Raw genomic sequence first — 18,143 nt, forward strand, 5'->3', positions numbered from 1 at the left:
AGCTGGAGGGGCGCAATGGCAATACCGAAAATCTCGAGCTACACGATGCCCGGGCGCGACGAGATCCCCGGCAACATCGTCGACTGGGAACTCGACCCGGACCGTGCCGCACTGCTCGTCCACGACATGCAGAACTACTTCGTCGACGCGTACAGCGATGCGCCCGAACTGATCTCGACCGTCGTCGGCAACATCGCCGAGATAAGGGAGCAGGCCACCGCGCGGGGCATCCCCGTCGTCTACACGATGCAACCCGGCGACCAGCACCCGTCGCGGCGGGGCATCCTCGCCGACTTCTGGGGTCCGGGACTGCAGTGGGGACGCGACACCGAGATCGTCGAGCAGCTGTGTCCGCGACCCGGTGACATCGAGGTCACCAAGTGGCGCTACTCGGCGTTCCAGCGCACCGACCTGCGCGAGCTGCTCGCCCACCACGGCCGGGACCAGCTGATCGTCACCGGCGTCTACGCCCACATGGGTTGCATGCTCAGTGCCGCAGAGGCATTCATGTCCGACGTCCAGCCGTTCCTGGTGCTCGACGCGACCGCCGACTTCTCCCGTGACGAGCACATCCTGGCCGCGACGTACGCCGCCAAGCGGTGCGGCGCCGTCGTGACGACCGGCGACGTGATCGCGGCATCGGGGACGCTGAGCGGTGCGCTGACCGGCGCGGGGACCGGCCGGTGACGTCGGCGTCCGACACAGCGGTGGCCGTCGCCCCCCTGCGTCTCGACGGGGTCGTCGACTACCCGGACGAGTTCGCGGCGCGGTACCGCGCCAAGGGGTACTGGACCGGACGGACACACTCGGGGCTGCTCGCTGCCGCCGCGGCGGCACATCCGGGCCGGCTCGCGGTCGTGGACGCCCTGCGCACGCTCACGTATGCGGAGCTGGCCGACCGGGTGCAGGTCGTCGCCGGTGAGCTCGCCGCCCGCGGTGTCGGGCGGGGTGACCGGGTGATCGTGCACCTGCCCAACACGGTCGAATACGTCGAGATCGTGTTCGCGCTCTTCGAGATCGGTGCGCTGCCGGTGTTCGCGCTCGCCGCGCACCGCGCCGCCGAGATCCGCCAGTTCTGCGCCGCGACGTCGGCACGCGGCTACGTCACCCTCGACGGCTCCGGCCCGGGCACCCACGGCGACCTCGCGGCCGAGATCGCCGCCGACTTCCCGGACGTCGTCACGGTCGTGATCCCGGCCGGCGACATCTCCTGGACCTCCGCGCCACCGCTGCCGCGCGCCGACCGCTCCCTGCCGTCGGACGTCGCGTTCCTGCAACTGTCCGGCGGCACGACCGGCACCCCGAAACTGATTCCGCGCACGCACGACGACTACCTGTACTCGGTTCGCGAGAGCGCCCGGATCTGCGGTGTCGACGAGACGTCGGTGATGCTCGCGGTCCTGCCGATCTCGCACAACTTCACGATGAGCTCACCCGGCCTGCTCGGCACGGTCGCGGTCGGGGGCTGCGTCGTCATGGCCCCGGATCCCAGCCCGGACACGTGCCTGCGCCTGATCCAGGAGCATGCGGTGACGCATGCCGCGCTCGTCCCGCCCGTCCTGATGGCGTGGCTGAATTCGTCCGTGCGCGACCGGCGGGACCTGTCGTCGCTCGTGGCGGTGTGGGTCGGCGGCGCGAAGCTGCCCGAGGAGGCCGCGCGCCGGGTGACCCCCGAACTGGGCTGCGCCCTCGTCCAGGTGTTCGGCATGGCCGAGGGCCTGGTCAACTACACCCGCGCCGGTGACGACGACGAGACCGTGTACCGCACGCAGGGCCGGCCCATCTCACCCGACGACGAGGTCCGCGTCGTCGACGACCGCGGCGAGCCGGTCCCCGACGGCGTCGCAGGCCACCTGCAGACCCGCGGCCCGTACACGATCCGCGGCTACTACCGTGCCCCCGAACACAATCGGCGCTCGTTCACCGCCGACGGCTTCTACATCACCGGCGACATCGTCGTGCGGGACGCCCGCGGATACCTGACGGTGGTCGGTCGCAGCAAGGACCAGATCAACCGAGGTGGCGAGAAGATCGCGCCCGCGACGGTCGAGAACCATCTGCTGGCGCACGGCGACATCCACGACGTGTCCGTGGTCGGGATCCCGGACGATGTTCTGGGCGAACGTATCTGCGCGTACGTGATCCGGCGCGACCCCGGGGCCGCAACCCCGACCGCGGCCCAGCTGCGGGCCTTCCTCCGCACCGAACGACGCGTGGCCGCGTACACGATCCCGGATCGTTTCGAGTTCGTCACCGCATTCCCCACGACGTCGGTAGGCAAGATCGACAAGAAGAACCAGGGCGCATGACACTCACCGACGGACACCCCGCCACCACGACCATCGCGCTGCTGCCGCTCACCGGTGCGCAACTGGGCATCTGGAACGCGCAGCGCCTCGAACCGGAGTCGCCGTACTACCTCGTCGGTGAGGTCCTCGAGATCGCCGGCGCACCGGTCGATCTCACGGTACTCGCCGCGGAGATCTCGGCCACCGTCGCCGAAGCGGAGACGATGCGTACCCGGTTCACCGACACCGAGGACGGCCCCCGACAGTGGGTGACGCCGGCCGAGACCCTGTCGGTTCCCGTCGTCGACCTGCGCCGCGAGGACGACCCGCGGGCAGCCGCGGACCGCACGGTGACCCGGATCCGTTCCGACGCCGCGGCCGCGGCCCGTGACATGACCGAGCGGCAACTGTTCTCGTACACCCTGATCCGGTTGTCCGACACCGAGGTGTGGTGCGTGCAGCTGTACCACCATCTGATCGTCGACGGCTACTCGGCGGCGATGATCTCGCGTCGGCTCGCGGCCCGCTACACGTCCGCGATCACCGGAAAAACACTGCGCCCCAGCCCGTTCGGAACGATCGCCGAGCTGGTCGCCGAGGACGCCGCCTACCGGGACTCGGAGCAGTGGACCGCGGACCGCGACTACTGGACGGAGCGGCTGCGTCCGCTGCCCGAACTCCACGGCCGGGGCGCCGCCGACCTCGGTCCCGCGGTGCGCACACATTCGGCGCGTGCCGTCCTCGGCGCGGACGACACGGCCGCGTTGAAGCGGCTCGCCGACGACACCGGATGCACGTGGGCAGACGTGCTGATCGGCGCGTACGCCGGTTTCGTCGCCCGCCTGCACGCCACCGCCGACGTCGTGCTCGCGCTGCCCGTCATGGTCCGCACCACCCGCACCGCGCTGACGACACCGTCGATGGCGGTCAACGTGCTGCCGCTGCGGATTCCCGTCGCACCGACCGACGACATCACGGCCCTGGCCGCGTCGGCCGCGACCGCGCTCGGGGAACTGCGCACCCACCAGCGTTACCGCGGCGAGGACCTGGTGCGGGATCTGGCCGCCCCCGGCGCGGGCGCCGTCCTGCACGGGGTGGGCATCAACCTCAAGGCGTTCGACGTCGAACTGGACTTCGCGGGTGCCGTCGGCACGCTGCGCAACGTCGCGGGCGGGCCGCCGGAGGAACTGGGCCTGACCGTGACCCCCCTCGCGGGTGGACGGATGATGCTCGGCTTCGAGGTCGACGCCGCCGGCGTGTCCGAACCGGAGGTGACCGCGCGCATCGACGGCCTGGCCCGGCTGATCCGGGCACTGTCCGCACCGGACCGTCCCGCTTTGGGCCGGATCGCCCTGCGCGGCGGGGGACTCGACGACGCATGGCGTCCGGCCGCACTGCCGTCGGAGCCGCGACCGATCCCCGACCTGTTCGCCGCGATGACCACCGAACATTCCGGCCGGGTCGTCCTCGCCGACGCCGGAACGGAGTGGACGGCAGCCGATCTCGCCGCCCGGGTCAACCGGATCGCGCGGCTGCTCCGGGCGCGCGGTGTCGTCCCCGACGACGTCGTGGCTCTCGCGCTCCCGCGTTCGGCGGACCTCGTCGCATGCCTCTTCGCGGTGTGGGAGGCCGGCGCCGCGTACGTCGTGCTGGACCCCGCGTACCCCACCGAACGGCTCACCGGTCTCGTCGACCTGGCGCGACCGGCACTGCTGCTGTGCCACACCGGATCACCCGTCACCGACACCGCGTGCCCGGTCGTCGACCTCGCGGCACCGGACGTTGCCGACGAGATCGACGCACTGCCCGCCGACCGGCTGCAGGCCACCGAGCTGGTCCGCCCTCGGCATCCCGAGGACGCCGCCTACGTGCTGTTCACCTCGGGCTCGACGGGCACCCCGAAGGGTGTCGTCGTCCGGGCCGGGGGACTCGCGCATCTCGTGCACCGCCACCGCGGCACGCTGTACGCCGACGCCCGTGCCCGGGTCGGCGGCCGGCAGTTGCGCGTCGCGCACACCACGTCGTTCGCGTTCGACGCGTCGCTCGACCCACTGTTGTGGATCGTCGACGGCCACCGGATCCATCTGTACGACAGTGACGTCCAGCGGGACGCGGACCTGCAGATCCGGGTGTTCACCGAGGACGCGATCGACGTCGTCGACACGACTCCGTCGATGGCGGCGTTCCTCGCCGACGCCGGTCTCGTCGCCGACATCGACGACCGCCGGGGCCGGCACCGCGTCGGGACGATCGTCGTCGGCGGTGAAGCGCTCCCGCCGGCACTGGCGCAGCGGCTCGGCCGCGGGACGGCCGCCGTCTACAACATGTACGGCCCCACCGAGGCGACCGTCGACGCCCTCGCCGACCGGGTCACCGGTGGCGACGTGCACATCGGCCGGCCGCTCGCGGGCACGGCCGCCTACCTGCTCGACACGGCGCTGCAGCCCGTCCTGGACGGGCAGACCGGCGAGCTCTACCTGGCCGGCCCGCAGCTCGCCCGCGGCTACCTCGACCGGCCCGGCGCCACCGCCGACCGGTTCGTCGCCGATCCGTTCGATCCGGCCGGTGGGCGCATGTACCGCACCGGCGACCTCGCCCGGTGGCACGCCGACACCGGCTACGAGTACCGGGGCCGCACCGACGACCAGGTGAAGATCCGCGGCCACCGTGTCGAACTCCGCGAGGTGGAAACCGCTCTGGCACAGGTGTCCTCGGTGGCTGCAGCAGTGGCGACGGTCTCGGGCAGCGGCGCGTTCGCCAAGCTCGTCGGCTACGTCGTCCTCGACTCCGCTGCCGACTCCGCTGTCTCCGGGGACGATGTCCGTCGCGCACTGACGGCCACGGTGCCCGACCATCTCGTCCCGTCCACCGTGGTGGTGCTGGCCGAGCTTCCGGTGACCGTCAACGGCAAGGTCGATCGCAGCCGGCTGCCCGACCCGGCGAGCCTCACGGTGTCCGGCGGTCACGACACCGCAGACACCCGCAGCACTCGCAGCCCCGGCACCCCGGCCGAGTACGCGCTGTGCGCGGTGGTCGCGGAGGTGCTCGGGCTGGACACGGCGTCCGGCGGCGTGGACCCGGACGCCGACCTGTTCGGTCTCGGCGGCGACAGCATCGCCGCGATCGGCATCAGCAGCCGCCTGCGCCGCCACGGCCTGATCCTCACCCCGAAGGAGTTGCTGTCCGGGCGGGACCTGGCGACGCTCGCGCAGGCGGGCCGCGAGGTGACGCACGAGCCGGGCACGGACCGGGACGACACCCCGATCGGCAGCACCCCGGCGACACCGGTCATGCGCACCGTCCTCACGGTCGACGCCGTCGACACGGTGGCGTCGTACGCGCAGTGGACCGCCGTCGAACTCGACGGCCCCGTCGACCGGGACGCTCTCGCCGCGGCGGTGCGGGTGCTTCTGGACCGCCATCCGGCGCTGCGGATGATCGTCGACGATACGGAAGATGCAGTCACCGTGGAGATCCCGGAGACGGTGCCCGCGGTCGTGATCACCGAGCACGGCGGTCCGGTCACCGCGGCCGAGTTCGAGCGGGACGTCGAAGACCGGGCACGGGTATGCGCCGACGAATTGTCGCCCCGCACCGGTGATCTGGTGCGGCTGGACGTCACCGGACCGGTCGACGGAACGTCCCGGCTGCTGATCGTCGTGCATCATTTCGCGGTCGACGCCGTGTCCTGGAGCATCCTGCTGACCGATCTGTTCGACGCGTACCACGGGCGTGCCCTCGCCGCACCGGGCGGAGAATCGTGGCGGCACCGGGCGCTCGGGTTCGCCGCCCGCGGCGCCTCCCACCACTATCTCGACGAGGTTGCCGCGTGGTGCGCCGTCCTCGCGGCCGGAACCGGGGTGCTGACTGCGGCCGGCCCGCGCGCGGGCGTCGACACCCACGCGACGGCGGCCGTCACCCGCACCGCGGTGCCCGCCGTGGTGACCGCGGCCGTCGTCGACGACCTGTGCGCGGCGTACCGGGCCCGCCCCGACGAGGTCCTCCTGACCGCACTCACCGTCGCGGTACGCGCACTGCGCGGCCCGTCCGGCGACTTCCCGGTGCTGCTCGAGGGCCACGGCCGCGACGAGAACCGGGCCGCGACCGTCGGCTGGTTCACCACCGAATACCCCGTGTCCGTGCCGGGGATGCTGCTCGACGCCGACGACCGTCTCGCCGATGCACTGGGCGGCGGACCCGTCGTCGCGGACCTCCTGCACGAGGTCAAGGCCCGGCGTCGCCTCGGCCGCGACGACGGTATCGGCTACGGGATCCTGCGCCATCTCGACGACGCGGGACGCGCGCTCGCCGACCTACCCACCCCACAGATCGTGCTCAACTACCTCGGCAAGCCCGCCGGCCTGTCCGGCACCGGGTGGCGGACCGTCGCCGGTGACGCGTTCGGCGTCGTCGAACCGGCCGGCCGGACCCTGACCGAGGTCCTGGCGATCAACGCCTTCGTCCACGACGGCCCCGACGGGCCGGCCCTGTCGATCGAATGGACCGCCGCGGACGCCCTGCTCGGCGCCGACACCGTCACCGACCTGCAGCGGCACTTCCACGACGCCCTGGACGGGCTCGCCGCACACGCCGCGCTGCACCCCGGTGGGCTGAGCGCCTCGGACTGCCCGGACGTGACCGTCACACAGGATCAGATCGCGTTCCTCGAGTCCGTCACCGGGCCTCTCGCCGAGATACTGCCGCTGTCCCCGCTGCAGGAGGGCCTGCTCGCGCACGCCGCCCGCTTCACCGACCACGACCCGTACACGCTGACGGCCGTCGTCGACCTGGCCGGGGCGCTCGACACCGACCGGCTGCAGGCCGCGTTCTCGGCCGTCGTGGCCCGCCACCGCAACCTCGCCGCCGGATTCCATTTCGCCGGTGTCGACACCCCCGTCGCGACGATTCCGCGGACCGTCGACATCCCGTGGCGGGTCACCGATCTGAGCGGACTGCCGGACGGCGCGGCCGCCGTTGCCGCGGAGCGTGCCGAGCGTGCGGCCGCCGCCACCGTGTTCGACGTGCGCCGTGGACCGCTCCTCGCCGCCCACGTGCTCCGGCTCCCCGGCGCCCGCACCCGGCTGATCCTGAACGCCCATCATCTCGTCACCGACGGCTGGTCCACCCCGATCGTGTTGCGCGAGCTGGTGTATCACTACAACCACGGTCCTGCCGGGCTGCCCACCGCCGCCGACTATGCGGACTTCCTGCGCTGGCTCGCCCGCCGGGACCGCGACGAACTGCGGGCGGCGTGGCGCCGGCGGCTCGCCGGACTCGAGGACGGCACCCTCGTCGCGCGCGGCGACGGCGGCACGGCCGCAACCGTGGCGGCCGAGGTACCGCTCGACGAGACCCTCGGTGCGCGGCTGGCCGAGATCGCCCGCGCGAACGGCCTGACCGCCAACACTGTCGTGCAGGGCGCGTGGAGCGCCGTGCTGTGCGCACTCGTCGGCCGCGACGACGTCGTCTTCGGCACCACCGTGTCCGGGCGGCCCGCCGACCTCGACGGGGTCGAGGCGATGGTCGGCCTGTTCAGCAACACCGTGCCGGTGCGCATGCGCCTGGACGACCGGCCGCTGCGGGACGTGCTGCGGACCGCGCAGAACGACCAGTACGACCTCGGTGACGCCGCACACCTTCCGCTGCCGGAGATCGAGGCGTGCAGCGACATCCGCGGTGGGACCGGACTGTTCGACACCCTCGTGGTCTTCGAGAACTATCCCGCCGCGTTCGGCCCTGATCCCGGTACCGCCGATGCCACGCACATCACCGGTATCGGCAACGTCGGCGTCACCCAGTACCCGCTGTCGCTGCTCGCGCCGCCCGGCGACCGGTTCCGGCTGGTCGTGGACCACGATCCGGCGGTCGTCACCGCGGACACCGCGGCCGCGGTGGCGGCGGCACTGCCCACCGTCCTCGCCGACATGCTCGACGGACTCGACCGTCCGGCAACCGAATTCGTGCCGACCGCTGTCGCTGTGCTGCCGCCTCGAACGGTCACGGTGATCGCGCCCGGCTCCGTCGCGTCCGATCCTGCTCCGTCCGATCCCGATACGACCGCACCGGTCGACGTCGTCGACACCGTCACCGCGCAGCTGGCGCGGGTCCTCGACACCGCGCTCACCCCCGACGACGACTTCTTCGACCGTGGCGGGCATTCGCTGGCCGCGATGCGCGCCGTCAGCGGGCTGGGGCGCGCCGGACTGGTCGTCACGGTCGCCGACATCTTCGACGCCCGGACCCCGCGGGCGCTGGCGGCCCGCGCACGGAGCGCCGGGCCCGCCGCGACGTCACCCGCCGGACCGCCCGCGGTTTCGGCCGTGCCGATGCTGTCGTCGGCGCAGGAACGACTGTGGGTCGTGCAGCGACTCGATCCGCGGTCGCGGGCCCACGACGTCCCGATCGTGCTGGACCTGTCCGGGCCGGTCGACACCGACGCCCTGCGGGCGGCGTGGCGCGACGTGCTGGGGCACTTCCCGATCCTGCGCACCTGCTACCCGGCCGGCGCCGACGGCGCGCCGACCGTGCGGGTGCTGCCCGTCGACGCGGCACCCGTCCTGGCCTGCCGCGTCACCGACCTCGATCTCGCCACTGCCGTCCGAGGCGAAACCGGCGATCCCGCCGGGGCGTTCGACATCGAACGCGACGTGCCCGCACGGGCCGTCCACCTCACCACCGCGGACCGGCCGGCCCTCGTGATCGTGATCCACCACATCGCGATCGACGGCACCTCCGTGGCGATCCTCCTCGACGCGCTGTCCCTGGCCTACCGGGAGCGGGCGGCCGGACGAGTGCCCCGGCTACCGGACCCGGGCCCCGGCTTCGTCGAGTTCGCGGCCGCCGACCGGGCCCGGACCGCGTCGGACACGGCCCGGACGTCGCTGCAGTACTGGGCCGGACGGCTGGCCGGTCTGCCGACGGAGCTCGAACTGCCGACCGACCGCACCCGACCACGGCAGCCCTCGCACCGTTCGGTGTCGGCCGTCCACCGGCTCGACCCGCTCGCTGCCGAGGGTCTGCGACGTGCGGCAGCCCGCCACGGTGTCTCCCCGCTCATGCTGTTCGAGGCGGCCGTCGCGCTGACCTGGCACCGCTTCGGCGCGGGCACCGACATCCCCCTCGGCACGACCGTGTCCGACCGGGAACTGTTGGACGACGGACGCTTCCGAGGCACCGTCGGCTACCTGGTCAACACCGTCGTGCACCGTATCGACGTCACCGGGAACCCCACCCCGGCCCAGCTGCTCGACCGGGTCCGGGCCGTCGGCCTGGCCGCACTCGAGCACCAGCACGTGCCGTTCGACCGCGTCGTCGACGCCCTCGCCCCACCGCGGGCGGCGGGCCGGCACCCGCTGTTCCAGACGATGGTCGGCCACGAGGAACTCGGACCGCCGACCGTGTTCGGGGACACGGTCGCCACGCCGGTCGAGCCCGTCGACCCGCCCGCCCGGACGGACGTGGCGGTCTGGCTCCGGGAACACACCGCGCACACCGAGATCCGGGTGGGTGCGGCGGCCGACCTGTTCGACGCCGACACGGCCCGGCACCTGCTCGACGAACTGGTCGCGGTGCTCACCCACCTCGTCGAACGCCCGGACACGCCGATCGCACTGCTCGGTACCACCGGTCCGGACGACACCGTGTCCCGAGCCCGCGCCCCCCGGTCGGTGGTGGAGAAGTTCCTGGACCAGGTTCGGGAGCGGCCCGACGCGGTGGCCGTCGTCGCCGGCGGGCACGAGACGACGTATCGCGATGCCGGAGCCCGCGTGGATGCGCTGGCCCGCGACCTGGTCGCGTGCGGTGTGCGGCCCGGCTCGGCCGTCGGGGTCGCGGTCGGCCGCGACCGGGACCTGCCGCTCGCGCTGCTCGCGGTCCTGCGTTGCGGCGCCGCCTATCTGCCGCTGGACGTCGACTATCCCCGTGAACGGCTGCAGTACATGATCGACGACGCGCGCCCGGTGTGCGTCCTGGTCACCGCCGTCACGGCCGACGCCGTCGCGTGGACCGGGCTGCCGTCGGTGCGCGCCGACACCGCCGGCACCTCGGTCGCCGGCGCGGACGCTCCGCTGCCCCCGGTTCCGGGATCAGGGAACGAACTGGCCTACGTCATCCACACCTCGGGGACCACCGGAAAACCCAAGGGCGTCATGGTCACCACCGCGAACCTCGCGGCGTTCGCCGACGCCACGGCCACCCTGGGCTGGCTGCACAGCACCGACCGGATCGTCGCCGTCACCACCGTCTCGTTCGATATCGCGGTCCTGGAACTGTTGTGCCCGTTGGCGATCGGGGCATCCGTCGTGGTGGCCCCGCGGACGTCGGTGGTCGACCCCGCGGCGCTGTCGGCCCTGATCTCCGACACCGGAGTCACCACGGTGCAGGCGACGCCGTCGCTGTGGCGGCTGCTGCTGACGGCGCCGCCGAGCCGGCCCGTCCGCGCCCTCGTCGGCGGGGAGGCCGTGCCCGCGGAACTCGCCGACCGGCTGACCGCCGTCAGTGCCGACGTCTGGAACGTGTACGGCCCCACCGAGGTCACCGTGTGGGCCACCGCCGACCGGTTGACCCGCGGAGCGCCGGTCACGATCGGCGCACCGTGGACCGACGTCCACGCCCACGTCCTCGACGACCTCTTGCGGGAGGTGCCCGAGGGCGCGCACGGGGAGTTGTACCTCGGTGGCACCCAGGTCGCCCGCGGCTACCTGAACCGGCCCGACCTGACCGCGGCCCGGTTCGTCGCCGACCCGCAGCGGCCGGGGGAGCGCCTGTACCGGACCGGGGACGTGGTCCGTCGCCGCCACGGCCGCATCCACTATCTGCGGCGCGCCGACGACCAGGTGAAGGTGCGCGGGTTCCGCATCGAACTCGGCGAGGTCGAGACGGCGCTGCGGGCCCTGCCCGGCGTCACCGATGCCGCCGCCACGGTGGCGGACATCGCCGACGGCACCGCCCGACTGTTCGGCTACGTCGTCACCGGTGGGGCACCCGCCGACCCGGTGGGCATGCGGCAGGCGCTCGCGGCGGTGCTGCCGGACCAGTTCGTTCCGCAGTCGATCACCGTGGTGGACGCGCTACCGCGCACCCTCAACGGCAAACTCGACCGCGCGGCGCTCCCGGCGCCGGCGGCACCGCAGCCGTCCGGACCGGAGACAGGTGACGACCGTTCCGTCACAGCCGATCTCGTCGCCGCAGCGTCGGAGGTCCTGCAGGCCGTGATCGACCCGAAGCTGAGCTTCTTCGCGCTCGGCGGGGACAGCATCGCCGTCGTGCGCCTCGTCGCCGCCGCCACCACGCGCGGCGTTGGTATCGCCGTCGCGGACGTGTTCGAAGCCGAGACCCTGGACGAACTCGCGGCCCGGGCCGTCCGTCTCGCGCCGGCTCCCGACGAGACCGGCGAACACGCCGACCTGGTGGACGTCGACGAGATCGCCCGCACCGTGCTCGACACCAGGTACCCGGGATGGCGGCAGGTGCTGCCGCTGACACCGTTGCAGCGGGGCATGTACTTCCAGTCCGTGAGCGGTGGAAGCGGATCCGGCGACAACTACCACGTGCAGCACCGCTTCACGTTCGCTGGACCCGTCGACGTGCGGGCCCTGACCGCGGCCCTCGACACGCTCGTGCGCCGCTACCCGAATCTCGGTGCCGCCTTCACTCATTCGGTGCACGCCGACCCCGTTGCGATCGTCGCGCCGGTTTCGCTCACGGTCGAGGAACGGACGGTCACGGACCTGGACACCGTCGCGGCCGACGAGTTCGCGCGGCCCTTCGTGCTGGACCGGGCACCGTTGATCCGGGTGGTCCTGGCAACCGGCCCCGACGCGTCGCGACAGCTCGTCGTGACACAGCACCATCTCCTCACCGACGCGTGGTCGCAGGGCGTGCTGTTCACCGAACTGTTCGTGCTGTACGGGGTGGCGCGGATGCTCACCGGCCTGTACCCGGCGGACGATGCCGGGGAGGAGGCGGTGACGTCCACCCTGGACCGGGTCCTCGAACCACCCGCCGACTTCACCGACCACCTGCGGCGGTCGGTCGGCCGGGACACCACGGCCGCGACGAAGGCGTGGGCGCGGTACCTCGCGGACCTCGACGAGCCGACCCTGCTGGCACCGGCCGCCACTCCCGGCACCACGGTGCTGCCGCACGTGACGACGCGTCGGCTCGACGACCCGGTGCGCGACGCACTCGTCGCGGTCGCCGCCGAACACGGCGTCACCGTGGCCACCCTCGTGTCCCTCGCGTGGGGGCTGACGTTGCGCCGCTTCACCGGTCGCGACGACGTCGTGTTCGGCACCACCGTGTCCGGCCGCGACCCGGCGGTGCCCGCGGCCGACCGCATCGTCGGGCCGACCCTCGAAACCGTGCCCGTCCGGGTGCGGCTGCGTCCCGCCGCGTCCCTCCCGGACATGCTCCGCGACCTGTTCGCCGCGCAGGGTGGGCTGATCGCACCATCCCTCGGCTCGCGAGATCGACCGCGCCCGCCGGTGGATCGTTCGACACGCTCCTGTGTTCCGCAACATCGGGGGCGACGCGGCCCGGTTCGACGTGTTCGAGCGCGCGGGTGTCACCGCCGCCGAGGCCACCGACGCCACCCACTACGCCGTCACCGTCGACGTCGATCCCCGGACCCGGGACGGCGCGATGGCGGTGACGATCGAGAACCGGCCCGACCTCGTCGACGACGACACCGCGCACACGTTGCTGGACGTCGTGACCGGCATGCTCACCCGCATCGCCGGACTGCACGGCGGGCAGCCGATCACGGTGGCCGACACCGGACGCCGATACGACGAAATCGAGCCGACCGCACTGACCGCGGCCCCGACGGTGATCCCGCTGCCGGGCGCCCCCGAGGGCAGCATCGACACCCTGCTGTCCGAGCGGGCCGCCGCGTCTCCCGAGGCGCCCGCCCTGACCTGCGGCGCCGAGACGTTCACGGCCCGACAGTTCGACGACCGCGTCACCGCGCTGGCCCGGCACCTGGTGGCCACCGGCGTCGGGACCGGCGATCTCGTCGCACTGATGCTGCCGCGGACTGCCGACCACGTCGTCGCGATCTTCGCGGTGCTGCGGGCCGTGCGGCGTACCTGCCGCTCGACCTCGAGCATCCGGCCGCGCGGCTGCGGGAGATCGTCGCCGACAGCGGCGCCCGCACGGTCGTCACCGCCGGTGCCCGCACCGGCCGGGCCGCCGAGGTCGTCGCCGGAGCGTCCGGGAACACGGACCTCACCGTCGTAGACCTGAGGGAACCCGAAGTGGCAGAAGTTCTCTCCGGTCTACGGCCGGCGCCGGACGTGCCCGCGCACCGCATCGGCGGACCCCGGCATCCGGACCAGCCCGCGTACGTGATCTACACGTCCGGATCGACCGGCCGGCCCAAGGGCGTCCAGGTGGGGCATCGGGGACTGACCACGATGTACCACAACCATCGCGACGAGATCTTCCGCCCCACCGAGGAATCCGTGGCCGGACGTCGGCTGCGTGTCGCGCACACCGTGTCGTTCTCGTTCGACATGTCGTGGGAGGAGCTGTTCTGGCTGCTCGCCGGACACCACGTCCACGTCGTCGACGAGACCGCCCGCGTCGACCCGCACGCACTGGTGCGGCACTACCGGCAGGTCGGCATCGACGTCGTCAACGTGACCCCGTCCTACGCGCGGGAACTCGTCGCGGCCGGACTGCTCGACGACGAGCGCGCCCCGGTCCTGGTCATGCTCGGTGGCGAGGCCGTCCCGCAGGAGCTGTGGACGCAGCTGCGCGAACAGGACGGCGTCGACGGCTACGACCTGTACGGGCCCACCGAGTTCACGATCAACGCCCTGGGATCCGCGGTCGCCGACAGCACCACACCGTGCCTCGGCCGGCCCGTCCGCAACGCGTGCGCCCGCGTCCTCGACACGGGGCTGCGTCCCGTCGCGGTCGGTGCGGTCGGCGAGCTCTACCTGTCCGGTGACGGTGTCGCCCACGGCTACCGGGACCGCTGTGGGCTGACGGCGTCGACGTTCGTGGCCGACCCGTTCGCGGCGGGGGAGCGGATGTACCGCACCGGCGACCTCGTCCGGTATCTCGCCGGCGGCCGACTCGAATACCTCGGCCGCGTCGACCGGCAGGTCAAGATCCGCGGTATCCGGATCGAACTCGGCGAGGTCGAGGCGGCCCTCGAAGCGCTGCCGGGTGTCACACGGGCCGCCGCGACCGTCCGAACCTCCGGCGATGCAACGAGACTGATCGGCTACGTGGTGTCCGACACCGACACCGCCCCAGCCGACGGCGACGAGTTGCGCAGCGTGCTGCGGAACCTGGTCCCGGCGCACCTCGTCCCGGCACGGATCGTGCTGGTCGAGCACATCCCGCTCACCGTCAACGGCAAACTCGACCGGGGTGCCCTGCCGGAGCCGCCGCGCGGAACGTCGCGGACACGCTGCGCACCCCCACCGAGCGGCGGATCGCCGCCGTCTACTGCGATGTGCTCGGCGTCGACGAGATCGGCGCCGACGACGGCTTCGCGGACTGCGGCGGCGACTCGCTCGGGGCGATGCGGATCGTGTCCCGGATCCTCCGGGAGACGTCCGTCCGGATCGAGGTTCCGGAACTGCTCGAACGGCAGACCGTCGCGGCCGTGGCCGACCTCGTCGACGTCCGACGGGACGAACCGCGGACATGAGGCTCCGCCACCACCGAACACCCCCGATGAACGATCGAAAGGAACCACATTGTTCCACTCACGCTTCCGACGGCACGGGATACGCCTGTTCGCCGCGGCCGCCGCGGTGACCCTCGGTCTCACAGGCTGCAGCACCAGCGACGCCTCCGAGGGAGACTCCGCGACCTCGGCGGCCGACGCGACGCGCGTGGTCCAGACTGCGCAGGGCGACGTCACCGTACCCGCCGAGCCGCAGCGCATCGCAGTGCTCACCGCCGGCCTGGCCGGGCTGCTGTACACCCTCGACGCGCCGATCGCGATCACCGACACCCGCCTGCTCGGCGTCACCAACCTCGACGGTGGTTTCCCGCCGCAGTGGGCGGAGAAGGCGAAGGCACAGGGCACCAAGGAGCTTCCGGCCGGCGAGGAATTGAACATCGAGGCCATCGCGCAGGCACAGCCCGACCTGATCATCGGCGGCGGACAGGGATTCACCGCGATCCTCGCCGAGAAGGCGTACGACCAGCTGTCGGCGATCGCGCCGACCGTCCTCGTCCCGTCCACCGTCAACACGTGGCAGGAACAGCTCGCCGAGGTCGCCGACATCGCCGGGGAGAGCGACAAGGTCGACGGCCTGATGCAGGCGTACGAGGACAAGGTCGCCGAGGTGAAGGATGCGATCACCGTGCCCGGCGCGCCCGTGTCCTATCTGCTGTCGCTGGGCACGAACGAGCCCGCGTTCATCCCGCAGACCGCCGCCCTGCCCACCCTGCTGGAGTCGGTCGGGTTCCGGCCCGACGACGTGCTCACCAAGGCGAACGATCCGGCACTGTACGGGTCCGGTGACTCGTTCATCATCAGCAGCGAACTGCTCGGACGGGTCGGCGACGCGCCCGTGATGTTCGTGGTGCCGGTCGCGGGCCGCAGCCTCGCCGAACTGAAGCAGGATCCGCTGTACACCGCCCTGCCCGCGTTCACGAGCGGCACGGTGTACGAACTCCCCGCCACCAGCTACCGCCCCGACTACGACGGCGTCATGGCGACCCTGGACCAGATCCGGGAGATGTTCGCCGGACGGTAGTCGCTCCCGGCACCGAGAAGTGCCGAACCATGCAGTTCGAGATCGGAAAGGACCACACTGTGCTCACCCGCGAGGCCGTCGTATCGGACATCGCCACCGCCCTGGACCGGTCGCCGGAGTCGATCGGCGACGAGCTGAATCTGCTCGACGAAGGACTGGACTCCATCCGGATCATGGGACTCGTGGAACGATGGCGGTCCGCGGGGGCACCGGACGTCGACTTCCCGACACTCGCCGCCGATCCGACCGTGGCGCACTGGGTTTCCGTCGCGCTCGGCGAATACTGATTCCACGAGAGAGAGGACGCTCATGGCTGCGACCGCCCGTGAGGTCGAGGTTTTTCCGATCTGCATCCGCGAGGTCGAGGTCCTGCGGGTCGAGGACGTCACCCCCGGCATGCGCCGGGTGATCGTCGGCGGCCCGGCGATGGACGGCCACGTCCGCGACGGTGTCGCGCTGCCGCCGGTGCGCACCACCGGATTCGACGACGACGTCAAACTCCTGCCCGCCGACCCGCGCACCGGCACACTGCCGTTCGAGATGCCGCGCAACGCCGGCGACGGCACCGTCGACTGGCCGGCCGGCTCGTTCCAGTACAGCCGGACGTACACGGTGCGCCGCTTCGACCCGGACACCCGCGAGATGGCCATCGACTTCGCCGCGCACGAGGGTGGGCTGGCATCGGACTGGGCGGCACGCGTGCAACCGGGGGAGACGATCCTCATGGCCGGGCCCAAGCATTCGTCGAGCCTGCCGCGGGACGTCGAATGGATGCTGATCGCCGGCGACGAGACGGCACTGCCCGCGATCGCGCACTGCCTCGAGCAGTTGCCGTCCGACCTGCCCGCGACGGTGGTGATCGAGGTCGCCGAACCCGCACACCGGCAGGAACTGAAATCCGATGCACCGGTGGACGTCACCTGGCTCTACCGGTCCGAGAACGGCGGCGAGTCGCGGCTGGCCGACGCCGTGCGGGGCGCCCCGTGGCGTCCCGGCCGGCCGTACCTGTGGGTCGCGGGCGAGGCCACGACGATCAAGCCGCTGCGCCGGTGGGCGAAACAGGACCGGGAACTCGACAAACAGTACGTCGAGATCACCGGCTACTGGCGCCACCGCGAGGCCGCCGGCCCGGTCGCCGCGGTCGTCGCAGCGCAGGAGAGCCCCGACGCGGTGCTGCACGAGATGTCGGAACTGTTGCCGCCGTTCGCGATCCGCACCGCTGTGACGGTCGGGATGTTCGCGGCGATCGACGGTGGGGCCGGCACAGCCGCGGCGGTCGCCGCCGAATGCGGCACCCATCCCGGTGCGACGGCGAAGCTGCTGCGACATCTCGCGCTCATGGATCTGGTGGCGGTGGACGACGGCGAGCTCACGCTCACCGACATGGGATCGATTCTGGCCGACCAGGACACGTTCGCGAGCCAGGCACTGCACTTCGACAAGATCCACACCCGGCTCGACACCGCATTCCTGGGACTGCTCGACACGGTCCGCACCGGAGTACCCGCCTCCGGTCACGGTTTCGCCGACAAGCAGGCCGAACCCGGTTTCGCCGACGACTTCCACGAGGAGGCCGCGTTCGGGGCCGTGTACCGGGCGCCGGCACTGCCGGACGCGGTCGACCTCGACGGCGTGCGGACGGTCGCGATCTACGGGGAAGGCGCCGGCGTCTACGCCGACACCCTCGCCCGGCTGCGACCGGACCTCGACATCACGCTCGTCGGGTTGCCGGCGCTGGTGGGCCGCAACCTCGCCGACGTCGCGGAGACCCGCCGCGACCGCATCGGACGGATCGACGGCAGCGAGTTCACCGCACTCGCCGACCCCGTCGACCTGATCGTCGCGGTCGAGGTGATCGACCGGCATCCCGACGCCGACGCCCGACTGCTCCTGGACGTGCTCGGTGCGTCCGCCCGCCGGGTCGTGCTCGTCACCGACCTGCTCGACCCCGACACCACCGACGACCACGACACCGAAGCCGACCTGCTCGCCCTGTGCCTGTACGGCTCCGGTGTGCGCACCGAAACGGAACTGGCCGCACTGATCACCGAAGCAGGCTGCGGAACGCCACGATTCGGATCACTCGGCTGGGGATCGACGGTCGTGGAATTCACCGGGACGCGCTGACCGG

At 72.2% G+C, this 18,143-nt stretch carries 6 protein-coding genes and 3 pseudogenes; all 9 read left to right on the top strand.

Going from position 1 to position 18,143, the window contains the following annotated elements:
- The first annotated feature begins 15 nt into the window (after positions 1-15).
- The 9 genes and pseudogenes from Q5696_RS03870 to Q5696_RS03890 all read left to right on the top strand — a co-directional run bounded on the left by Q5696_RS03870 (position 16) and on the right by Q5696_RS03890 (position 18,139).
- Complete coding sequence (locus tag Q5696_RS03870) at positions 16-687, top strand: isochorismatase family protein (RefSeq protein ID WP_305093914.1); 672 nt, start codon at positions 16-18, stop codon at positions 685-687.
- Positions 684-2,309: a (2,3-dihydroxybenzoyl)adenylate synthase gene (locus Q5696_RS03875; RefSeq protein WP_370654857.1), complete on the top strand. Its 1,626-nt coding sequence runs from the start codon at positions 684-686 to the stop codon at positions 2,307-2,309. Before Q5696_RS03870 ends, Q5696_RS03875 begins: the two co-directional genes overlap by 4 nt.
- A pseudogene (locus Q5696_RS03880) lies at positions 2,306-12,697 on the top strand (amino acid adenylation domain-containing protein); the annotation flags it as partial. The gene Q5696_RS03875 and the pseudogene Q5696_RS03880, both read left to right, overlap by 4 nt.
- 310 nt (positions 12,698-13,007) lie before the next feature.
- Positions 13,008-13,526: an AMP-binding protein gene (locus Q5696_RS21410; protein ID WP_370654900.1), complete on the top strand. Its 519-nt coding sequence runs from the start codon at positions 13,008-13,010 to the stop codon at positions 13,524-13,526.
- Positions 13,427-14,617 (top strand): annotated as a pseudogene (locus Q5696_RS21415) (amino acid adenylation domain-containing protein); the annotation flags it as partial. The gene Q5696_RS21410 and the pseudogene Q5696_RS21415, both read left to right, overlap by 100 nt.
- A gap of 137 nt (positions 14,618-14,754) precedes the next feature.
- A complete protein-coding gene (locus Q5696_RS21420; RefSeq protein ID WP_370654901.1) occupies positions 14,755-14,952 on the top strand; it encodes an acyl carrier protein in 198 nt (65 codons plus the stop codon).
- 250 nt (positions 14,953-15,202) lie between these two features.
- Positions 15,203-16,012: pseudogene (locus Q5696_RS21425) on the top strand (ABC transporter substrate-binding protein); the annotation flags it as partial.
- 29 nt (positions 16,013-16,041) lie between these two features.
- The gene (locus Q5696_RS03885; RefSeq protein WP_305093916.1) at positions 16,042-16,299 is read left to right on the top strand and encodes a phosphopantetheine-binding protein; all 258 of its coding nucleotides are present in this window, start codon (positions 16,042-16,044) and stop codon (positions 16,297-16,299) included.
- Positions 16,300-16,321: 22 nt separating this feature from the next.
- A complete protein-coding gene (locus Q5696_RS03890) occupies positions 16,322-18,139 on the top strand; it encodes a siderophore-interacting protein (protein WP_305093917.1) in 1,818 nt (605 codons plus the stop codon).
- Positions 18,140-18,143: the final 4 nt, after the last annotated feature.

Source organism: Prescottella sp. R16 (assembly GCF_030656875.1).
Lineage (GTDB): Bacteria > Actinomycetota > Actinomycetes > Mycobacteriales > Mycobacteriaceae > Prescottella.